We start from the raw sequence: 22180 nt of genomic DNA, 5'->3' as shown, positions 1-22180 counted from the left end.
GGAATAGCTCAGTTGGTAGAGCACGACCTTGCCAAGGTCGGGGTCGCGAGTTCGAGTCTCGTTTCCCGCTCCAGATTTAATCACAATTTTATGTCAGGCAATTTTCAGGCGATTTATCGTCAGATGTGATTGATGGTTTCCTGAAGGTTATCCACAGCACCGCACCCCCTCATCTGCGCTGTTTACGGCGATCTGTAAATCGCTTTTAAACAGAGTTATCCACAGCTTTGTCTGTTAAGCGAAGCGATAGTCCCATTATTAAATAAACACAAATTTTATATAAGCTGTTGATATTTATAAAAATGAAAATATGTCGGATTGTTACCTGCCCGCGTAATCAGCGTTATTGCAGTTGAATGACAACAGCTTTTTATTTTTATTCACAGCATGTGGAAAACGCCAATCGGCCCGTGGCTGCTCAATCATGCATCACGCGGTAAGCCTTTCTCTACGGCACGAACCAGCCGTTTTTGCTGCGCAGGCTGCACCTCAATGGTGTGCTGCTGGCGTTTCTGCTGCTGCTGCGCGATTGCCCAGTCAATATGTTCATCCAGCAGGTCACTCTCGCCGAGTCGCTGCTCCAGTACCGGCAGGATCTCCGGTGACCAGGGCGCATTCCCCAGCGCCACGGCGATATTCCGCAACCAGCGTAAATGACCGATGCGACGAATCGCCGATCCTTCGGTGATACGTAAAAACTTCGCTTCATCCCACTGAAAAAGATCGATCAGCTCTGGTGCATGCAGGGCCGCGCGCGGCGAGAAATCGCTTTCGTCGCTGAGCTGGCCATAGCGGTTCCATGGGCAGATCAGCTGACAGTCATCGCAGCCATAGATGCGGTTGCCCATCAGCGGACGGAACTCGGGCGGAATTGCCCCTTCCAGTTCAATGGTAAGATAGGAGATGCAGCGACGGGCATCGACCACATAAGGCTCAACGATCGCGCCGGTAGGGCAGATAGTCATGCAGGCGACACAGCGGCCGCACTGCTCCTGCTGCGGCGTATCCACCGGCAGTGGAATATCGATCAGCAGTTCGCCGAGGAAAAACCACGAGCCCGCTTCACGATTCAGAATCAATGAATGTTTGCCGGTCCAGCCCAGCCCCGCTTTGGCGGCCAGCGGTCGCTCAAGCAGCGGCGCGGAGTCGACAAACGGGCGAAAATTCAGCTCACCGCAGTGCTGCTGGATCATTTCTCCGAGCTTTTTCAGTCGATTGCGTAATACTTTGTGGTAATCCCGTCCTAAGGCGTAACGGCTGACATAGCCCAGTCGGGGATTTTTAAGCGTACTGGCAAAGGCCGCTTTGGCCGGAAGGTAATTCATGCGAACGCTGATGACGCGCAGCGTGCCGGGTAACAGTTCATGCGGACGCGCCCGCATCATGCCGTGCCGCGCCATCCACTCCATCTCGCCATGATATTGCTTATCCAGCCACGCCTGTAAACGCGGCTCTTCCGCGCTGAGATCGGTATCGGTGATGCCGACCTGCTGAAAGCCGAGATCCAATCCCCACTGTTTAATCTGCTGGGCGAGTTGATGAAGATCGAGAGGGTATGACATGAGTGACCAGAGTTCGAAGAAAAACAGCCGCAGTTTACCATATTCTATCTGGCCTGCGCAGGAGATAGCCGCGCTTGAACAGCGGGGCGCGGATGCGCTCGGCGTCACCTTATATGAGCTGATGCTGCGCGCGGGGCAGGCCGCCTATGAACATCTGCGTCTGCACTGGCCTGACGCGCAGCACTGGCTGATTTTGTGCGGCCACGGCAACAACGGTGGCGACGGCTATGTGCTGGCGCGGCTGGGGCAGGCGGCAGGCAGAACCATTACCCTGCTGGCCTGTGAGGGCGGAAAAGCGTTACCCGAAGAGGCGCAGCGCGCCCGAGACGCCTGGCTGGATGCGGGCGGTGAGATCCATGCCGCTGACGCCGCCTGGCCAGAGCAGGTCGATCTGATTGTGGATGCCCTGCTGGGAACCGGCTGCAACCGCCCGCCCGCCGAACCCTATGCCACGCTGATCCAGCAGGCGAACGGTCATGCCGCGCCGGTGCTCGCTATTGATATGCCTTCCGGCTTATCGGCGCAGAGCGGCTGCGCGCCCGGTGAGGTGATTAACGCCAATCATACCCTGAGCGTGGTCGCGCTGAAGCCCGGGCAGATCACCGGCAAAGCCCGGGATTATATCGGCGAGCTGTACTACGCCGATCTCGGTCTCGCTGCTTTTCTAGCCGGCGAGGTAGCGCCGATGGCGCGTTACGATGCCAGCGCACTGACCCGCTGGCTTAAGCCGCGTAAACCGACATCGCATAAGGGCAATCATGGCCGTTTACTGGTAGTGGGCGGCGACGCTGGCACGGCGGGCGCGGTGCGTATGACGGCCGAAGCCGCCCTGCGCAGCGGCAGCGGACTGGTGCGAGTACTTACTCACAAAGATAACATCATCCCCATCCTCACGGCGCGGCCCGAAATTATGGTGGATGAACTGACCGATGAACGGCTGAGTGAGGCGCTGGCGTGGGCGGATGTGATCGCGGTGGGACCGGGTTTAGGGCAGCGTGAGTGGGGCAAGCGCGCGCTGAAGCAGGTGGCGGGCAGTGAAAAGCCGATGCTTTGGGATGCGGATGCACTTAACCTGCTGGCAATCAGTGCTGAGAAACGTCAGAATCGCATCATTACGCCACATCCTGGCGAAGCTGCACGGCTGCTCAACATCCAGACCAGTGAAGTTGAGAGTGACCGCTTACATGCAGCGCGAACCCTGGCCCAGCGCTATGGCGGTGTGGTGGTCCTGAAAGGGGCTGGCACGCTGATCGCCAGCGAGCAGGGCGACATGGCCTTTGCGGATGTGGGCAACGCTGGTATGGCATCCGGTGGTATGGGCGATCTGCTGAGTGGCATTATCGCCTCACTGATGGGCCAGAAACTGGCGCTGTTCGATGCGGCCTGTGCCGGCTGTGTGGCGCATGGTGGTGCCGCCGATGCGGTGGCGCTGCAACGCGGTACCCGCGGGATGCTGGCAACTGATTTACTGGATCTGCTGTGGCAGTTTGTTAATCCTGAGATGAATAAAGAAGCATGAAGACCTGTGTTATCTCTTTGCCCGATGAGGCGGCTACGCTCAGTTTGGGCGCTCAGCTGGCGCGCGCCTGTGGCAGCGCGGCGGTAATTTATCTCTATGGCGATCTGGGGGCGGGTAAAACCACCTTCAGCCGCGGCTTTCTGCATGCGCTGGGCCATCAGGGCAACGTCAAAAGCCCTACCTATACCCTGGTAGAGCCCTACACCCTGGGCGATCGCGCGCTCTACCATTTCGATCTCTATCGCCTGGCCGATCCCGAAGAGCTTGAGTTCATGGGCATACGTGACTATTTCAGCGGCGAGGCAATCTGCCTGGTGGAATGGCCACAGCAGGGCGCAGGTTTTCTGCCACCGCCCGATCTCACCATCACGCTGCGCTACGTGGGCGAGGCGCGAGAAGCGGAACTGGCGGCGTCATCCGTGCCGGGCCAGCAGTGGCTGGAACAATTTGAACAGGACAGGGCGCCGCGATGATGTCACGGATGAAAATAGCGTGCGCGACCCTGCTACTGCTGCTCTGCACGCCGCTGTTCGCGGCGAGCCTGTCAGACATTAAAGTCGCCAACGGTGACAGCCAGGCCACCATTACGCTGAACTTTGCCGGGCAGCCGGTGTATGGCTTCTTTCCGCTGCACAACCCTGACCGCGTGGTGCTGGATATACGCCAGAGCGGGATTATTCAGGGACTGCCACTCAATTTCAGCGGCGAAAATATCGTTAAGCGCATTCGCAGCAGCACGCCTAAAGATAAGCAGAGCGTGCGGCTGGTGTTTGAACTGACGCAGCCGGGTAAAACCCGGGCGGTCACTCAGCGTAACGGCAACAGTTATAGCGTGGTGTTTACCATTACCGGTAAGCCACCTGCGGTGACGCGCAGTGCGCCTGCGCCAGTGGTCGCCCCGACCCGCACGCCGACGCAGAGCGCCGCCGCCAATCCCTTCAACGCCAACCCGGTGACGGCCGTGACCAGCAGCGCCAGTACGGTGAGTCCTGGCCGGGCGGTCAGCCAGAATGACACGGTGATCGTCGCAATTGACGCCGGACACGGTGGTCAGGATCCTGGCGCTATCGGACAGCGCGGGCTGAAAGAGAAAAACGTCACCATTGCGATTGCGCGCAAACTGCGGGTGCTGCTGAACAACGATCCGATGTTCAAAGGGGTGCTGACCCGCGATGGCGACTACTTTATTTCGGTGATGGGCCGTTCCGACGTGGCGCGTAAAGCCAATGCCAACGTGCTGGTTTCGATCCACGCCGACGCCGCGCCGAGCCATGCGGCGACCGGCGCCTCGGTCTGGGTGCTCTCCAACCGTCGTGCTAATAACGAGATGGCTAACTGGCTGGAGCAGAAAGAGAAGCAGTCGGAACTGCTGGGCGGCGCAGGCGATCTGCTGGCGAACAGTCAGGCCGATCCCTATCTCAGCCAGGCGGTGCTGGATCTGCAATTTGGTCACTCACAGCGCGTCGGGTATGACATCGCCCAGAAAGTGCTACAGCAGCTGCGCAGCGTCACCTCGCTGCATAAACGGCTGCCGGAACATGCCAGCCTGGGCGTGCTGCGCTCACCGGACATTCCCTCTCTGCTGGTGGAAACCGGCTTCATCAGTAATTCCTCGGAGGAGCGACTGCTAGGCAGTAGCGCACACCAGGATAAGATTGCGCAGTCGATCTACCGGGGTCTGCGCACTTATTTCCTGGCGCACCCGCTGCAATCCATCCCAAAGGAGGAAAACCGGCCGCTGGGCTCATCGCCAGCGGTCAGCGTAGCCAGTAATCCGGCGACCGGGGTGACGCAATACACCGGCGTCACCCAGCGTCATACGGTAACGCGCGGCGAGACGCTCTCCGGCATTGCCGCGAAGTATGGCGTCAGCATGGACACCCTGCGTGAGATGAACAGCCTGAAGCGGGATGTGGTGTGGGTCGGTCAGCGGCTGAAAGTCCCGGCCAGCGCCGCCGCCAGCCGCACCACGCGCGCAGCGACCCGTGGGGTGGTGCGCCATAAAGTGGTCGTGGGTGATTCGCTGACCGGTATCGCGGCGCACTATGGCGTCAGCCCGAAAGCGATAATGCAGACCAATAACCTGAAGTCGACCAACGTGATGTTGGGTCAGAACCTGAAGATCCCTGCATCCTGATTGTTTGCCCGGCCACCGTGCCGGGCTGTCAGCCAAAAGGATACCCACCATGCCGATACAAATTTTACCGCCACAGCTGGCCAACCAGATTGCGGCGGGTGAAGTGGTCGAACGTCCTGCGTCGGTGGTAAAAGAGCTGGTGGAAAACAGCCTTGATGCTGGTGCGACGCGCATTGATGTTGATATTGAAAAAGGCGGCGCAAAACTTATCCGCATCCGTGACAACGGCTGCGGCATCACAAAAAGCGACCTGGCGATGGCGCTGGCCCGTCACGCCACCAGTAAAATCGCCTCACTGGATGACCTCGAAGCGATCATGAGTCTGGGGTTCCGTGGTGAGGCGCTGGCCAGTATCAGCTCGGTTTCCCGTCTGACCTTGACCTCACGTACCGCCGATCAAACCGAAGCCTGGCAGGCGTACGCCGAAGGGCGTGAGATGAATGTGACGGTGAAGCCCGCGGCCCATCCCTGTGGCACCACGCTGGAGGTGCTGGATCTCTTTTACAACACCCCGGCGCGGCGCAAATTCATGCGCACTGAAAAAACCGAATTCGGTCATATCGACGAAGTGATTCGCCGTATTGCGCTGGCGCGCTTTGATGTCGCGCTATCACTGAGTCACAACGGCAAAATGATGCGGCAGTACCGCGCCGTCAGTGATGAGAGTCAGCAGGAGCGGCGGCTGGCCGCGATTTGCGGCACCACCTTTATGCAGCATGCGATGCGTATCGACTGGCAGCATGACGATCTTTCGCTGCGCGGCTGGGTCGCCGATCCCGCGGGTTCGCGACAGGTCACCGATCTGCAATATTGCTACGTTAATGGCCGGATGATGCGCGACAAGCTGATCAACCATGCTATCCGCCAGGCGTTCCAGACTCAGCTCCAGGATGAGCAGCAGCCCGCTTACGTGCTCTATCTGGAGATCGATCCGCATCAGGTGGATGTGAATGTCCATCCGGCAAAGCATGAGGTGCGGTTTCATCAGTCGCGGCTGGTGCATGACTTTATTTATCAGGGCGTGATCAGCGCGCTACAGGCAGTGGCTGCACCGGTATTACCCGCGGTGCAGGCAGAAGAGGCGGCTCCACGGCGACAGCCGGAAAACCGTCAGGCGGCGGGCGGGAACCATTTTGCTCAGCCTGCGGCCTCCGCCAGCGAACGCCAGCCCAATCACCCCGCCCGTGAAACGCCGCCCGCACCACCACCGGCCTGGCAGAACAAAGAGAACCTCTATCGTCAGCGTGAAGGCGCGGTTTATCAGCAGTTGCTGAAAACGCCTGCGGTCAGCACGCTGCCGTCCGCCGCCCGCGAAGCGGCCCCGCGTCGGGTGGCGCAGGCGTCGCCGCTGGCGGCACACGCGCAGAGTTTTGGCCGGGTGCTGACGGTGCTGCAAAACCACTATGCCCTGCTGGAGCAGGACCAGAAATTAATGCTGATGGCGCTGCCGGTGGCGGCGCGCTGGCTGAAACAGGCGCAGCTGGAGCCGGGCGAAACCGGGCTCAAACCGCAGCCATTATTGATTCCGGTGCGTTTAAAAATCGCCCGCGACGAACGCCAGGCGGCCGAGGCAAATAGCCAGTTGCTCAATCAGATGGGCATTGAGCTGCAACCCGACGGTGACCACGTGACGCTGCGCGCCGTGCCTTTACCGTTACGAACACAAAATTTACAAATCTTGATTCCTGAACTGTTAGGCTATCTCGCCCGGCAGCAGGAGAGTTCTGCGACGCAGCTGGCCCAGTGGCTGGCACGGCGTCCCGATGCAGAACCCTCCGACTGGAATCACTCACAGGCGATCAACCTGCTGGCAGAGCTTGAACGGCTCTGTCCACAGCTGCTGAAGTCGCCACCTTCAGGCTTACTACAGGCCATAGAGATTGAGAGCGCGATTACCGCGTTGAAGCATGAGTGAACTAAACCAGGCTGGCCGGCCAAAGGCTATTTTTTTGATGGGACCCACGGCGTCTGGCAAGACCGCTTTAGCGATTGAATTGCGTAAGCACTTACCTGTGGAACTAATCAGCGTAGATTCTGCCTTAATCTATCGTCAGATGGATATTGGCACGGCGAAACCGTCGGCTGAGGAGTTAGCTGTGGCGCCCCATCGTCTGCTCAACATACGCGATCCCGCGGAAGCCTACTCGGCGGCGGAGTTTCGACGTGATGCGTTAGCAGAAATGGCGGAAATCGTTGAAGCCGGACGAATACCGTTGCTTGTTGGTGGAACCATGCTCTACTTCAAGGCGTTACTTGAAGGATTGTCGCCGCTGCCCTCGGCCGATCCCGACGTTCGTCAGCGGATAGAGCAAACGGCGCGTGAAAAGGGCTGGGAGGCCTTACACCGCCAGCTGTGTGAAATCGACCCGGTTGCCGGCAGTCGTATTCATCCGAATGATCCGCAGAGACTTTCGCGAGCACTGGAAGTTTTTTTTATTTCGGGTAAAACTTTAACTGAACTGACAAAAACGTCCGGTGAAGCGTTACCCTACGACGTGCACCAGTTTGCCATCGCCCCCGCGAGCCGTGAACTGTTGCACCAGCGCATCGCGTTGCGTTTTGAGCAGATGTTGGCGTCAGGATTTGAAGCGGAGTCTCGGGCCCTGTTTGCACGAGGTGATTTGCATACGGACATGCCTTCCATTCGTTGTGTTGGCTATCGTCAGATGTGGTCCTATTTGTCTGGCGAAATCGATTACAGCGAGATGGTTTATCGGGGAATTTGCGCAACCCGGCAGCTCGCTAAACGCCAGATAACCTGGTTACGCGGCTGGGAAAATATTCACTGGTTAGACAGTGATGAGCCCCGGCTGGCGCGTGATACAGTGTTACAGGTTCTTAGTGCGAAGCATGGGTGATTGTGTACAATTGATGGGTTATCGTGCGCAAATTTTTACGCAGTTTTTTTCAGAACCATAGGTTCTACTAGCAACAAACAACAAGCATATAAGGAAAAGATAGAATGGCTAAGGGGCAATCATTACAAGACCCGTTTTTGAACGCACTGCGTCGTGAACGTGTTCCGGTTTCGATTTATCTGGTTAACGGTATTAAGTTGCAGGGTCAGATTGAGTCATTTGATCAGTTTGTAATTTTGTTGAAAAACACGGTCAGTCAGATGGTTTATAAGCACGCCATTTCTACCGTTGTTCCTTCGCGCCCGGTTTCTCACCATAGCAATAATACCGGTGGCGGCAGCAATAATTACCATCATGGTGGCAGCAACACATCTGCACAGCCACAGCCACAACAAGACGGTGATAGCGCAGAATAAGGCGTCGCCGTACAGCCAGGACAGGAAAACAGATGGGTTTCCGTCCTGGTCTTTTATTTTAGCGAGGTTATAGCTTGTTTGACCGTTATGATGCCGGTGAGCAGGCCGTACTGGTACACATCTGGTTCTCCCAAGACAAAGAAGTAGAAGATTTACAGGAATTTGAAACCCTGGTCTCTTCTGCTGGCGTTGAGGCGCTGCAAGTGGTTACTGGCAGCCGTAAAGCGCCACACCCCAAGTATTTTGTCGGTGAAGGAAAGGCCGTTGAAATTGCCGATGCGGTAAAAACAACTGGAGCATCGGTCGTTTTATTCGATCATGCCCTTACACCCGCTCAGGAAAGAAACCTTGAGCGCCTGTGCGAATGCCGGGTAATCGATCGCACCGGTTTAATTCTGGATATTTTTGCCCAGCGCGCGCGTACCCATGAAGGTAAATTGCAGGTTGAGCTGGCCCAGTTGCGCCATCTTGCCACCCGTCTGGTACGCGGCTGGACTCACCTTGAACGTCAGAAAGGCGGTATCGGTTTACGTGGCCCCGGCGAAACGCAGTTAGAAACTGACCGTCGTCTGTTACGTGGGCGTATCAGCCAGATTTTGTCTCGTCTTGAGCGGGTTGAAAAACAGCGCGAGCAGGGGCGTCAATCGCGTGCCAAAGCGGATGTGCCTACCGTTTCGCTGGTGGGATATACCAACGCCGGTAAGTCGACACTCTTTAACGCCATGACCTCTGCCAACGTCTTTGCCGCAGACCAGCTATTCGCCACCCTCGATCCGACCCTGCGCCGTCTGAATGTTGCCGATGTGGGTGATGTGGTGCTGGCAGATACGGTCGGCTTTATTCGCCATCTTCCACATGATCTGGTTGCCGCTTTTAAAGCCACCTTGCAGGAGACCCGGCAGGCGACCCTGCTGCTGCATGTCATCGATGGGGCTGACCTGCGCGTCACGGAAAATATTGAAGCCGTGGATACCGTACTGGAAGAGATCGAAGCGGACGAAATCCCGACGCTGTTGGTCATGAACAAAATCGATATGCTTGAAGGTTTTGAACCGCGTATCGATCGTAACGAAGAGAACCTGCCGATCCGTGTCTGGCTCTCCGCCCAGACCGGCGCAGGCGTTCCGCTGTTATGGCAGGCGCTTTCCGAACGTCTGTCGGGCGAAATCGCCCAGCATAAGTTATGCCTGCCACCGGAGGCGGGGCGTCTGCGCAGCCGCTTCTATCAGTTGCAGGCGATTGAGAAAGAGTGGAATGAAGAGGACGGCAGTGTAGGATTGCAGATACGTATGCCCATGATTGAATGGATGCGTTTATGTAAGCAGGAACCGTCGCTGACCAGTTACATTGTTTGATGTTGCCCAATCGAACTTATCCAAAAGATTTCAGGTGGTCGCAAGGCGGCAACTGAACGAGTCCCTCGGCGCTTACCGCGGTAAGTCACCAGGGTGAGTGAAAGCAGCCAACGCCGCAACTGCCTGAAAGATAAAGGGTAAGCCGCAAATACAATAAATGGAGTAGAGACATGGCGTGGAATCAGCCCGGAAATAACGGACAGGACCGCGACCCGTGGGGAAGCAGCAATAATCAAGGCGGCAACTCTGGGGGGAATAAAGGAGGACGGGAGTCCGGGCCTCCTGATCTGGATGACATCTTCCGTAAGCTGAGCAAGAAGCTTGGTGGACTGGGCGGTGGCAAACAGAGCGACAACGGTCAGCGCGGCTCCGGCAGCGGTGGCAAAATTGTTGGCATTGTCGCGGTTGCGGCGGTCGTCATCTGGGCTGCAAGCGGTTTCTACACCATCAAAGAAGCGGAACGTGGCGTGGTGACGCGCTTCGGTAAATTCAGCCATCTGGTTGAACCTGGCCTGAACTGGAAGCCAACCTTCATTGATCAGGTGCGTGCGGTTAACGTTGAGTCGGTGCGTGAACTGGCCGCCTCCGGCGTGATGCTGACCTCGGATGAGAACGTGGTGCGCGTGGAGATGAACGTGCAGTACCGCGTGACCGATCCGGAACGCTATCTTTATGCGGTGACCAGCGCCGATGACAGCCTGCGTCAGGCCACTGACAGCGCGCTGCGTGGCGTGATTGGCCGCTCTACCATGGACCGCATTCTGACCGAAGGCCGTACCGTGGTGCGTAGCGATACCCAGCGTGAAATCGATGAGACGATTCGCCCTTACAACATGGGGATTGCGGTACTGGACGTCAACTTCCAGGCTGCGCGTCCACCGGAAGAGGTGAAGTCGGCGTTTGATGACGCCATCGCCGCCCGTGAAAACCGCGAGCAGTATGTTCGTGAAGCGGAAGCCTATGCCAACGAAGTTCAGCCACGGGCTAACGGCCAGGCGCAACGTATTCTGGAAGAGGCGCGTGCTTACAAAGAGCGTACGGTTCTGGAAGCGCAGGGTGAAGTGGCGCGTTTCGCCAAGATTTTGCCGGAATATAAAGCCGCGCCTGAAATCACCAAAGAGCGTCTCTATATCGAAACCATGGAGCGCGTACTGAGTCATACCCGCAAAGTGCTGGTGAACGATCGGGGTAACAACCTGATGGTGCTGCCGCTTGATCAACTGATGCATGGCGGCCAGGCTGCCCTCGGCAAGAACGGTCAGAAAGGTGCTAACGGCGCTTCACAGCCCGCCCGCTCTGACAGCAGCGCCAGCCGCAGTGACACGTCGTCATATAGTCCGGATAACATCATGGATCAGCGTCGGGCGAATGCTCAGCGCAGCGACAGCCAGCGCGAAGGGAGAGAGTAATCGATGCGTAAGCCAATTCTGTTTTTAATCATTGTCGTGCTGGTCGCGCTCTATGCATCGCTGTTTGTGGTGCAGGAAGGCCAGCGAGGCATTGTCCTGCGCTTCGGTAAAGTGTTGCGCGACGACGAAAACAAGCCGCAGGTGTTTGCACCGGGTCTGCATTTCAAGATCCCATTCCTGGAAACGGTGAAAACCCTGGATGCACGTATTCAGACTATGGATAACCAGGCCGATCGCTTCGTCACCAAAGAGAAGAAAGATCTGATCGTCGACTCCTACATCAAGTGGCGTATCAGCGACTTCAGTCGCTACTACCTGGCCACCGGTGGTGGCGATGTCTCACAGGCGGAAGTGCTGCTGAAACGTAAGTTCAGTGACCGCTTACGTTCTGAAATGGGCCGTCTGGATGTGAAAGATATTGTCACCGATTCGCGTGGCCGTCTGACCACCGATGTCCGTGACGCGCTGAACACCGGTTCAGCGGGCAGCGATGATGAAATCGCCACCCCGGCTGCGGACGATGCGATTGCCAGCGCCGCCGCCCGCGTTGAGCGTGAAACCAACAGCAGCGAGCCTGCGCCTAACCCGAACAGTATGGCGGCCTTAGGGATCCAGGTGGTGGATGTGCGCATCAAGCAGATCAACCTGCCGACCGAAGTGTCAGATGCGATCTTCAACCGTATGCGCGCCGAGCGTGAAGCGGTAGCGCGTAGCCAGCGTTCACAGGGTCAGGAAGAGGCGGAAAAACTGCGTGCCCAGGCGGACTACCAGGTAACGCGCACCCTCGCCGAAGCCCAGCGTGAAGCGCTGATCACCCGCGGTGATGGTGACGCGGAAACAGCCCGGTTGTTTGCCGACTCGTTCAGTAAAGATCCCGACTTCTATGCCTTTATTCGTAGCCTGCGTGCCTATGAAAACAGCTTTAACGAAAATCAGGATGTGATGGTGTTAAGCCCGGACAGCGACTTCTTCCGATATATGAAGGCGCCCTCTAACGCGACACGTTAAGAACTGATATAACCTGTGGGCCGACAATGTTGTCGGCCCTTTTTTTTTTGGATAGCCGTATGAAAACAAGCATCTGGATGGCACTGGCGCTGGTATTGGTGCTGGAGGGACTGGGACCGATGTTCATGCCGCGCGCCTGGCGACGCATGATCCTGGCGATGACCCGCTTACCCGATCGCCTGTTACACCGTTTTGGTGGTGGGCTGGTGGTGGCCGGTATGGTGATCTATTGCATGCTCAGCCTGCATGGCAATCTCTGACCTGAGGGTCAGACCGCCTAAATTGTGCCTCTCTGTACCATTATCCCCAACATGTTGTAGTGATCAAAACTCAGGCAAAAAAGCGCGCAATCGTATGCTAAAAGTGCTGAAAACCACGGGATCAGATGGTAGAATCCTTTTTTAAGCAATCGGTGATTTTGAGAAATGGGTAAGAACGTCGTCGTACTGGGCACCCAATGGGGTGACGAAGGCAAAGGTAAGATTGTAGACCTTCTGACTGAGCGCGCGAATTACGTTGTGCGTTATCAAGGCGGCCACAATGCGGGCCACACGCTTGTCATCAACGGTGAAAAAACCGTCCTCCACCTGATCCCCTCTGGCATTCTGCGCGATAACGTCACCAGCATCATCGGTAACGGCGTAGTGCTCTCTCCTGAAGCCTTAATGAAAGAGATGAAAGGCCTGGAAGCGCGCGGGATCCCGGTACGTGAACGTCTGCTGATTTCTGAAGCCTGTCCGCTGATCCTGCAATACCATGTAGCGATGGATATGGCGCGCGAAAAAGCGCGTGGTGCCAAAGCGATTGGGACCACCGGCCGCGGCATCGGTCCGGCTTATGAAGATAAAGTGGCTCGTCGTGCACTGCGCGTCAGCGATCTGTTCAACAAAGAAACCTTTGCTGCCAAACTGAAAGAAGTGGTCGATTTCTACAACTTCCAGCTGGTGCACTACTACAAAGAGCAAGCGGTCGACTTTGATAAAGTGCTGAGTGACGTGATGGAAGTTGCTGACATCCTTACTGGCATGGTGGTTGACGTCTCTGAACTGCTGGACAGCGCGCGCAAGAAGGGCGATCTGATCATGTTTGAAGGTGCGCAGGGTACGCTGCTGGATATTGACCACGGTACTTATCCCTACGTCACCTCATCCAACACCACCGCGGGCGGCGTCGCAACCGGCTCCGGTATCGGTCCGCGCTATGTCGACTACGTGCTGGGTATTGTGAAAGCTTACTCAACCCGCGTGGGTGCAGGTCCGTTCCCGACCGAACTGTTTGATGAAACCGGTGAGTTCCTCTGTGCGCAGGGTAATGAGTTTGGTGCCACCACCGGCCGCCGTCGTCGTACCGGCTGGCTGGATGCGGTTGCGGTGCGCCGTGCGGTGCAGATCAACTCCCTGTCAGGCTTCTGCATGACCAAGCTGGACGTGCTGGATGGCCTGAAAGAGGTGAAGATCTGTGTTGCTTACCGTATGCCGGATGGCCGCGAAGTGACCACTACGCCGCTGGCGGCAGAGAACTGGGAAGGCATTGAGCCGATCTACGAAACCCTGCCAGGCTGGAGCGAGACAACGTTTGGCGTTAAGACGCTGGAAGGTTTGCCTCAGGCCGCGCGTGACTACATCAAGCGCGTGGAAGAGGTCACAGGCGTGCCGGTTGATATTATCTCAACCGGTCCTGACCGCAGTGAAACGATGATTCTGCGCGATCCGTTCGACGCGTAATCATCCGGGCCGGACGCTGTCCGGCCCTTGTTTTTCCACTCTTTGATGCCACTTATACTCCCTTCGCTTGTCAAACCTTGTGCTGGCTTAAAAAAACGCACGGCCAGACAGACTCTGGTTTATCATCGTAGTTAATCAAATGGCGATCCGATCGACTCCTGACATCCATCGAAAGGCGAATCACACTCTGTCACGCCTGCTGATTCACTGAGGTTACTGTGCAGCTCACAAGTTTTACTGATTACGGTCTGCGGGCCCTGATTTATCTGGCATCGCTGCCGGAAGGTCAGCAAACCAATATTACCGACGTGACAAACACCTACGGTTTGTCCCGTAATCATATGGTCAAAATCATTAATCAGCTGAGCCGGGCGGGTTATGTCGCGGCAACGCGCGGCAAAAATGGCGGGATTCGTCTGGGGATGCCGCCGCGCCAGATTGTGATCGGTGACGTTGTGCGTAAGATGGAGCCACTACAATTAGTGGACTGCGCTTCCTGTTCTATTAACCCGGCCTGTCGTCTGAAGCGGGCGCTGCATGACGCGGTGCAGCGATTTTTGCAGGAGCTGGATAGCTATACGTTGGCGGATTTGGTCGAAGGAAATACACCACTTTATGAAATCATACTGTCCAGTTCGCCAGTGGATATAAATATTAAATGACATCGGAGGAACCGTTATGTCAAAAGATCCTTTTCAGGATAGAGAAGCGGGTAAATATGAAAACCCTATTCCCAGCCGTGAATTTATTCTGGCGCTATTAGAAAAACGTGAAAAACCGGCCAGCCGCGAAGAGCTGGCCCAGGAAATGAACCTTCAGGATGAAGATCAGCTTGAGGCGCTGCGTCGCCGCCTCCGCGCCATGGAGCGTGATGGTCAGCTGGTGTTTACCCGCCGTCAATGTTACGCCCTGCCAGAACGCCTCGATCTGCTGCGCGGTAAAGTCATCGGCCACCGTGATGGCTACGGCTTCCTGCGGGCAGAAGGTCAGAAAGATGACCTCTACCTCTCCGCCGAACAGATGAAATTCTGTATGCATGGCGACGTCATCCTGGCGCAGCCGCTGGGCGCCGATCGCAAAGGCCGCCGCGAAGCGCGCGTGGTCCGCGTGCAGGAGCCGCGCAACAACCAGATTGTCGGCCGTTACTTTACCGATGCCGGTGCTGGCTTTGTGGTCCCGGACGACAGCCGACTGAGTTTCGATATTCTCATCCCACCGGAAGAGACGATGAACGCCCGCATGGGTTCCGTGGTGGTGGTTGAGCTGGTCCAGCGTCCAAACCGTCGCAGCAAAGCGATTGGTAAAGTCACTGAAATCCTGGGCGATGACATGGGCACCAGCCTGGCGGTCGATATGGCGCTGCGCACCCATGAGATCCCGCACACCTGGCCACCGGAAGTGGAAGCGCAGGTCAGCAAGCTGAAAGAAGAGGTCCCGGAAGAGGCGAAAAAAGGGCGCGTCGATCTGCGCAAACTGCCGCTGGTGACTATTGATGGCGAAGATGCCCGTGACTTTGATGATGCGGTCTACTGTGAGAAGAAGCGCGGTGGCGGCTGGCGTCTCTGGGTGGCTATCGCCGATGTGAGCTATTACGTTCGTCCCGGCACGCCGCTGGATGACGAAGCGCATCAGCGCGGTACCTCGGTCTACTTCCCTTCGCAGGTGGTGCCAATGCTGCCGGAAGTGCTGTCGAACGGCTTATGTTCGCTTAACCCGCAGGTTGATCGCCTCTGTATGGTGTGCGAAATGACCATTTCGACCAAAGGCAAGCTGACCGGCTACAAGCACTACGAAGCGGTGATGAACTCCCATGCGCGTCTGACCTACAACAAAGTGTGGAGCATTCTACAGGGCGACAAAGAGCTGCGTCAGCACTATGCGCCGCTGGTTAAAGATCTTGAAGAGCTGCACAACCTCTATCAGGCGCTGGAAACCGCGCGGGAAGAGCGGGGCGGTATCTCGTTTGAGACGGAAGAGGCGAAGTTCATCTTCAACGCCGAGCGCCGCATTGAGCGCGTAGAGCGCGTCTCCCGTAACGACGCCCATAAACTGATCGAAGAGTGCATGATCCTGGCGAATATCGCCTCGGCGCGCTTTGTTGAGAAAAATCAGGAACCGGCGCTGTTCCGCGATCACGATCGCCCGACCGATGAAAGCATCAAGAGCTTCCGTACCGTGCTCAACGAGCTGGGGCTGAGTCTGCCTGGCGGCAACAAACCGCAGCCGATTGACTACGCGGCGCTGCTGAAGCAGGTGGCCGACCGTCCTGACGCGGAAATGCTGCAAACCATGCTGCTGCGTTCAATGAAGCAGGCCGTTTACGATCCAGAAAACCGTGGTCACTTTGGCCTGGCGCTCTCGTCATATGCGCACTTTACCTCGCCAATCCGCCGCTACCCGGATCTGACGCTGCACCGCGCGATCAAATATCTGCTGGCAAAAGAGCAGGGTGAAGGCAAGGGTCTGGTACAACGTGCCATCAAATACCTGATGCCAAAAGATAAAAATGCCAAAGATCTCACCACGGCGACTGGCGGCTATCACTACGACATGCCGCAGATGCTGCAACTGGGCCTGCACTGTTCACTGACCGAACGCCGCGCCGATGAGGCGACCCGTGACGTGGCGGACTGGCTCAAGTGCGACTTTATGCAGGATCAGGTCGGCAACGTCTTCAACGGCGTTATCTCCAGCGTCACCGGCTTTGGCTTCTTTGTGCGTTTAAGCGATCTGTTTATTGATGGTCTGGTGCACGTCTCCACACTCGACAACGACTACTACCGTTTCGACCCGGTGGGTCAGCGTCTGATTGGTGAATCGGGCGGTCGCACCTATCGTCTGGGCGACACGGTAGAAGTGCGGGTAGAAGCGGTCCACATGGACGAGCGTAAAATCGACTTTGCCCTGATCTCCAGCCAGCGTCAGGTGCGTGGTGAAGGCAAAACCGCGCGTGACCGGGCGAAGCGTGACGATAAAGCGCCAGCGAAACGCCGTCGTGACGTGAGCAAAAAAGCGAATTTTGAGCCGGACGCCGCGTTCCGTGGCGATAAAGGCCAGCCCGCCGCCGCGAAAACCGGGAAAAAAAGTAAAAACGTCTCGGAAAAAACCCGTAAAATCGCCGCCGCCACGCGGGCGAAGCGCGCCAGTAAAAAGGCCGATTCCGCCTGATGCGCCTCTCCGCCCTTTTTCCGAGGAGAAAGGGCGGTAATTTATTCATTTCCAACCACTGAGCAGATCGATGAGCGAAATTATTTTTGGTATCCATGCCGTGCAGGCGCTGCTGGAGCGCGATCCCCAACGTTTCCAGGAAGTCTTTATCCTCAAAGGCCGCGACGATCGTCGCCTGCAACCCGTGGTCGCCGCGCTGGAAGCTCAGGGCATCGTGATTCAGCTGGCTGAACGCAAATGGCTCGACAGCCAGGTGGAAGGCGGTGTGCATCAGGGTATCGTGGCGCGGGTCAAACCGGGCCGTCAGTATCAGGAAGGGGATCTGCCCGATCTGTTACAGAGCCTGGAGAGCCCCTTTCTGCTGGTGCTGGATGGCGTAACCGATCCGCACAATCTCGGTGCCTGCCTGCGCAGCGCCGATGCGGCGGGCGTCCATGCGGTTATCGTGCCCAAAGATCGCTCTGCGCCGCTCAATGCCACGGCGAAAAAAGTGGCCAGCGGCGCGGCAGAAAATGTGCCGCTGATCCGCGTCACCAACCTGGCGCGTACCCTGCGTCTGTTGCAGGAGTACAACATCTGGGTGGTCGGCACCGCGGGTGAAGCTGACCATACCGTCTTCCAGAGCAAAATGACTGGCCCAATGGCGCTGGTGATGGGCGCGGAAGGGGAAGGGATGCGTCGTCTGACCCGCGAACATTGCGATGAGCTGATCAGCATTCCGATGGCGGGCAGCGTCTCTTCGCTGAACGTCTCGGTGGCGACCGGCGTCTGCCTGTTTGAAGCGGTGCGTCAGCGCAACGCCTGAATCCCGATGTGATCCCCGCCACAAATCAGTTTCTGTCCCAGGCATAACCGCGCGTCATTCGTATATACCCAAAGGATTTCGGGTTGCATTGAGGCGGCAAGAGAACGAATCCCGATGAGCTTACATGAGTAAGTGATTCGGGTGAGTGAACGCAGCCAACAAAAATGCAGCTTGAAAGACGACGGGTATACTTATGGAGTGACATCCGCGAGGAGTGGTTATGACCTGGACAACACACACCGTTTTTAATCAGCCCCATCCTCTCAGCAACAGCAACCTGTTCCTCACCGATACGCCGCTCGTCGAGGCACTTGCCCGCGAAGGCGCAGAGTGGGACCGCGAATGGCTGGCCTCCGTCGGATTAGCGCTGGGCAGCGCCGAATCGCTGGAGCTGGGGCGGCTCGCCAATGCGGAACCGCCCGAGCTGCTGCGCTATGACGCCCGTGGCGAGCGTCTTGATGAGGTCCGCTTTCATCCCGCCTGGCATCTGCTGATGCAGGGCGTCTGCGCCAGCCGACTGCACAACCTCAGCTGGCAGCCCACCGTGCGTGAACAGGCCAGCGTGGCGCGCGCCGCGCGCTTTATTCTGCATGCGCAGGTGGAGGCCGGTACGCTCTGTCCGGTGACCATGACCCACGCGGCGATCCCCTTGTTGCAGACTTATCTGCCCGCCGCCTTTGAAGGCTGGCTCGATCCGCTGCTCAGTGACCGCTACGACACCCATGCGCAGCCTGGCGACCAGAAGCGCGGCCTGCTGATTGGCATGGGCATGACCGAAAAGCAGGGCGGCAGCGATCTGCTGAGCAGCAGCACTCACGCCGAGCCCCTGGCGGCACGTGGTCCCGGTGAGGCCTACCGGCTGACCGGCCATAAATGGTTTTTCTCGGTCCCGCAGAGCGATGCGCATCTGGTGCTGGCGCAGACGCCCGCTGGCTTAAGCTGCTTCTTCCTGCCGCGCCTGTTACCGGACGGTTGCCGCAACGCTATCCTGGTGGAGCGGCTCAAAGAGAAGCTGGGCAACCGCTCGAACGCCAGTGGCGAAGTGGAGTTCCGTGACGCGACCGGCTGGCTGCTGGGCGAGGAGGGCGAGGGCGTGCGGCTGATGCTGAAGATGGGCGGTATGACGCGCTTCGACTGCGCGCTGGGCAGCCACGGTCAGATGCGCCGCGCCTTCTCGGTGGCGATCTCTCATGCGCACCAGCGTCAGGTGATGGGGAAAAATCTGGTGGATCAGCCGCTGATGCGTCAGGTGCTGGCGCAGCAGGCGCTGCAACTTGAGGGACAAACCGCGTTACTGATGCGGCTGGCGCGCGCCTGGTCACAACCGGCAAAACCCCATGAGGTCAGCTTTGCCCGGCTCTTTACCCCGGCGGCAAAATATCAGATATGCAAAGCGGGCGCGCCGTTTGTGGCGGAATCGATGGAGGTGCTGGGCGGGATCGGCTACTGCGAAGCGAGCGAACTGCCCCGGCTTTATCGCGACATGCCGGTCAACAGCATCTGGGAAGGCTCCGGCAATATCATGTGCCTGGACGTCCTGCGCGTGCTCGCCCGTCATGGCGAGGTGACAGAGATGCTGAGTCAGGAATTTGAAGCGGTGAAAGGGTGCAACCGTCACTTCGATACGCGCTGGCGTCAGTTACGGCTGCGGCTCCACAAAATAGCGGAAACACAGGCACGGGAGGTTACCGGCACGCTGCTGCACCTGGCGACCGGGGCGCAGCTGCTGAAGTATGCCGAGCCGCCGCTGGCCGATGCGTGGTGCCGACAGTGGCTCGACCAGCGCGGTGCGCGACCGCTGGATGGCGTGCTCACCGATCGGTTACTGACGCGCGCCTGCGGTGGCTGAAGGGCCGTAGAGGATGGCGCTGGCGTACCATAAACCGGGCATGATCGTTTCGCTGAGCATCACGATCTGATAGTAAGCGGCCCCGGCCTGATTCGCCTGTGCCGCCACGGCCCGCTCGGCATCATCCGGTGAACCATGCACGTTGACGGTAATATTGCCCAGCTTCGGCAGGCCAGCACTCTGCGCCCGTGAAATTTCCTGCGCCTGTTGCGTCGGCGCGGGCGGGGCTTTGGGTGTGGTCTCAAACGCGGAGCAGCCTGACAGCAGCAGACTGATAACCAGTAAGTAAGCGAAACGCATAGCAAAACCCTCATTCAGGACGATGGATCAAGTGTATGCCATCGCCCCAAAGGGCGTCAGGATTTCAGGCTAAAAACGCTGACCAGCTGGGTCAGGTGATGACCTTTATCGCTCAGGTTCTGGGCGCTGCCCTCTGCCTGAGCCACCAGTTCGCTGTTCTGATGGGTCGCCTGGCTGATCTGGTTCATCGCCAGATTCACCTGACCAATACCCGCCGCCTGCTGCTGCGCCGCCACGTTGATTTCGCCCATCAGCGCCTGTACCTGTTCGATATGGCTCACAATGTGGGACATCGCCTCGTGGGTCTGCTCCGATAGCTGATGGCCCTCCGCCACTTTGCCGATGGAGGTGGAGATCAATCCATCAATCTCTTTGGCGGCCTGCGCCGAACGCTGTGCCAGCGCCCGTACTTCGGCGGCCACTACCGCGAAACCGCGTCCCTGCTCACCGGCACGCGCCGCTTCCACCGCGGCATTCAGCGCCAGGATATTGGTCTGGAAGGCGATCGATTCGATCACATGGGTAATATCCGCGATGCTCTGGGAGGAAACCTTAATCGCCGACATGGTATTTACCGAGCGCACCACGGTCTGGCTACCCCGGCTTACAATATCGCTGGCTTCGGCCACCAGGGTCATCGCCTGGCGCAGGCTGTCGGCGGTGTGCTCCACCGTCGCGCCAAACTGCTCCATGCTGGCCGAGGTCTGTTCGACGCTACTGGCCTGACGGCCAATCTGCTCGCTGATGTTATGGCTGCTGGCGGCGATGGTATCGGTGCCTTCGCTGATCTCCTGCGCGGCACCGCGCACCTGACCAACGATTTTCTCCAGACCATCGCCAATGCCGTTAATCGCGCTGATCAGCTGACCCACCTCGTCACGACGCGCGGTGTCGAGATGCACCCGGAGATTACCGGCGGCGTACTGCTCCGCCAGATGGATCACCTGCTGTAGCGGGCGGGTAATCGCCCGGCGGCTGTACCAGACAAAGCCCAGCGCAAACACCACCACCAGCGTCAGTCCGGTGAGCAGGAACAGGTTACGGCTGTGGGTAATGGGTGCCAGCAGGCTGTCCCGGTTGACTTCACCGGTGATCACCCAGTTCCAGCCCGGCAACTGCTGCCAGGCGAGAATTTTAGGTTCACCGTTAATCTCCACCTGCTGCATCCCTTTCGGCTGGGTCAGCAGTTGCTGCTGGATAGCGCTGTCCCACGCCGGTTGCTTGCCTTCGTTATGCTGATCAAACAGGTATTGCCCCTGCGTCGGGCCTGGGGCGCCGTTAAGCACAAAGAAGTGGCCGCTGTCACCCAGCCGGCGTGACAGGATTTTTTCACGCATCAGCGCATACTGCTTATCAATGCCGACACCAACAAACAGGATGGCGACCACGTTGCCGTTCTGATCTTTCACCGGCTGATACTGGGTGATGTAGCGATGGCCGAACAGCGTCGCCAGACCCTGATAAGTTTCACCCTGATGGACGCTTTTCCAGGCGGCTCCGCTGCGATCCAGCTGCGTCCCGATAGCCCGGCTGCCATCCTGCTTTTTCAGCGAGGTGGAGATGCGGATAAAGTCATCGCCGTCACGCACGAAAATGGTCGCCACCGCCGCGGTGCGTTCGGTGAATTCATCCACCGCGATCTGATCGAGGTTCAGGGTTTTTAATCCGGCGCGCAGCACCGGCGTGGAAAAGCTGCCGACCTGTACCCGCGACGTTTCATCAATGCTGAAACGCTTGGGTAAGAAGCTGATAAACAGGTTGGTATAGTGGCCCACCTCTTCGGTCAGCGTGGCATTGAACATCGTGGTCATTTCGCTGATGCCCTGCACCTGATTGTGCATATCATCGATGGCGAGATTTTCCAGCTGGCGGGAGGCGGTGTGGCTTTGGGTAAGTGTCAGTACCAGCAGTAGCAGTGCGACGCTGAGAGACGTCAATACAGACAGCTTAACCCCAAGGCTCAGTCCGCTGAGAGAGAGACGCTTCATAAATTACCTTTGATCAAAAGAGGGCGATACACCATCAACGGCAGAAAAGGGAAAAAGTTTAGGCTCATTTCCTGCCGCCGTG

General features: G+C 57.8%; 18 protein-coding genes. 15 read left to right on the top strand and 3 right to left on the bottom strand.

Annotated features, from left to right (window positions below; translation table 11 throughout):
- Nucleotides 1–422: 422 nt before the first annotated feature.
- On the bottom strand, nt 423–1562 hold the full coding sequence (gene queG, locus ACCW71_RS18065; RefSeq protein ID WP_436373756.1) for a tRNA epoxyqueuosine(34) reductase QueG: 1140 nt from the start codon (nt 1560–1562) through the stop codon (nt 423–425).
- Here queG and nnr point away from each other — a divergent pair.
- The 15 genes from nnr (at nt 1561) to ACCW71_RS17990 (ending at nt 19810) form a co-directional block, all read left to right on the top strand.
- Nucleotides 1561–3081: a bifunctional ADP-dependent NAD(P)H-hydrate dehydratase/NAD(P)H-hydrate epimerase gene (nnr, locus tag ACCW71_RS18060; RefSeq protein WP_436373754.1), complete on the top strand. Its 1521-nt coding sequence runs from the start codon at nt 1561–1563 to the stop codon at nt 3079–3081. The genes queG and nnr overlap by 2 nt on opposite strands.
- The gene (gene tsaE, locus ACCW71_RS18055; protein WP_436373752.1) at nt 3078–3554 is read left to right on the top strand and encodes a tRNA (adenosine(37)-N6)-threonylcarbamoyltransferase complex ATPase subunit type 1 TsaE; all 477 of its coding nucleotides are present in this window, start codon (nt 3078–3080) and stop codon (nt 3552–3554) included. Before nnr ends, tsaE begins: the two co-directional genes overlap by 4 nt.
- The gene (gene amiB / locus ACCW71_RS18050; protein ID WP_436373750.1) at nt 3551–5218 is read left to right on the top strand and encodes an N-acetylmuramoyl-L-alanine amidase AmiB; all 1668 of its coding nucleotides are present in this window, start codon (nt 3551–3553) and stop codon (nt 5216–5218) included. Before tsaE ends, amiB begins: the two co-directional genes overlap by 4 nt.
- Nucleotides 5219–5267: 49 nt before the next feature.
- The gene (gene mutL, locus ACCW71_RS18045) at nt 5268–7133 is read left to right on the top strand and encodes a DNA mismatch repair endonuclease MutL (protein ID WP_436373748.1); all 1866 of its coding nucleotides are present in this window, start codon (nt 5268–5270) and stop codon (nt 7131–7133) included.
- The gene (gene miaA, locus ACCW71_RS18040; protein WP_436373746.1) at nt 7126–8076 is read left to right on the top strand and encodes a tRNA (adenosine(37)-N6)-dimethylallyltransferase MiaA; all 951 of its coding nucleotides are present in this window, start codon (nt 7126–7128) and stop codon (nt 8074–8076) included. Before mutL ends, miaA begins: the two co-directional genes overlap by 8 nt.
- 104 nt (nt 8077–8180) lie before the next feature.
- Nucleotides 8181–8492, top strand: coding sequence for an RNA chaperone Hfq (gene hfq / locus ACCW71_RS18035; RefSeq protein ID WP_436373744.1), 312 nt, complete (start codon nt 8181–8183; stop codon nt 8490–8492).
- 74 nt (nt 8493–8566) lie between these two features.
- The gene (gene hflX, locus ACCW71_RS18030) at nt 8567–9847 is read left to right on the top strand and encodes a ribosome rescue GTPase HflX (protein WP_436373742.1); all 1281 of its coding nucleotides are present in this window, start codon (nt 8567–8569) and stop codon (nt 9845–9847) included.
- 170 nt (nt 9848–10017) lie between these two features.
- Complete coding sequence (hflK, locus tag ACCW71_RS18025; RefSeq protein WP_436373740.1) at nt 10018–11256, top strand: FtsH protease activity modulator HflK; 1239 nt, start codon at nt 10018–10020, stop codon at nt 11254–11256.
- A gap of 3 nt (nt 11257–11259) precedes the next feature.
- On the top strand, nt 11260–12264 hold the full coding sequence (gene hflC / locus ACCW71_RS18020; protein ID WP_436373738.1) for a protease modulator HflC: 1005 nt from the start codon (nt 11260–11262) through the stop codon (nt 12262–12264).
- Nucleotides 12265–12323: 59 nt separating this feature from the next.
- Nucleotides 12324–12524 carry a DUF2065 domain-containing protein gene (locus ACCW71_RS18015; RefSeq protein ID WP_436373736.1) on the top strand — a complete coding sequence of 67 codons (201 nt, stop codon included), beginning with the start codon at nt 12324–12326 and terminating at the stop codon, nt 12522–12524.
- 165 nt (nt 12525–12689) lie between these two features.
- A complete protein-coding gene (locus tag ACCW71_RS18010; protein WP_436373734.1) occupies nt 12690–13988 on the top strand; it encodes an adenylosuccinate synthase in 1299 nt (432 codons plus the stop codon).
- 218 nt (nt 13989–14206) lie between these two features.
- Nucleotides 14207–14650, top strand: a complete 444-nt coding sequence (gene nsrR / locus ACCW71_RS18005) for a nitric oxide-sensing transcriptional repressor NsrR (RefSeq protein ID WP_436373732.1) — start codon at nt 14207–14209, stop codon at nt 14648–14650.
- A 16-nt stretch (nt 14651–14666) separates the two neighbouring features.
- Nucleotides 14667–17156, top strand: coding sequence for a ribonuclease R (gene rnr / locus ACCW71_RS18000; protein ID WP_436373730.1), 2490 nt, complete (start codon nt 14667–14669; stop codon nt 17154–17156).
- Nucleotides 17157–17226: 70 nt separating this feature from the next.
- Nucleotides 17227–17961 (top strand): 23S rRNA (guanosine(2251)-2'-O)-methyltransferase RlmB, encoded by a 735-nt coding sequence (gene rlmB, locus ACCW71_RS17995; protein WP_436373728.1) that lies wholly within the window; start codon nt 17227–17229, stop codon nt 17959–17961.
- 220 nt (nt 17962–18181) lie between these two features.
- Nucleotides 18182–19810, top strand: a complete 1629-nt coding sequence (locus ACCW71_RS17990) for an isovaleryl-CoA dehydrogenase (RefSeq protein WP_436373726.1) — start codon at nt 18182–18184, stop codon at nt 19808–19810.
- Here ACCW71_RS17990 and bsmA read toward each other — a convergent pair.
- Together bsmA and ACCW71_RS17980 are read right to left on the bottom strand one after the other, a co-directional pair.
- Nucleotides 19784–20110, bottom strand: coding sequence for a biofilm peroxide resistance protein BsmA (gene bsmA, locus ACCW71_RS17985; RefSeq protein ID WP_436373724.1), 327 nt, complete (start codon nt 20108–20110; stop codon nt 19784–19786). The two genes, ACCW71_RS17990 and bsmA, sit on opposite strands and share 27 nt — an antisense overlap.
- A gap of 56 nt (nt 20111–20166) precedes the next feature.
- A complete protein-coding gene (locus ACCW71_RS17980) occupies nt 20167–22098 on the bottom strand; it encodes a methyl-accepting chemotaxis protein (protein ID WP_436373722.1) in 1932 nt (643 codons plus the stop codon).
- Nucleotides 22099–22180 lie beyond the last annotated feature (82 nt).

Origin of the sequence: Pantoea sp. C2G6 (assembly GCF_051336815.1) — a bacterium.
In the GTDB taxonomy this organism is placed as follows: Bacteria; Pseudomonadota; Gammaproteobacteria; order Enterobacterales; family Enterobacteriaceae; genus Pantoea.
Note: the sequence above shows the minus strand (reverse complement) of the source record. Positions and strands in the feature narration are given on the sequence as shown.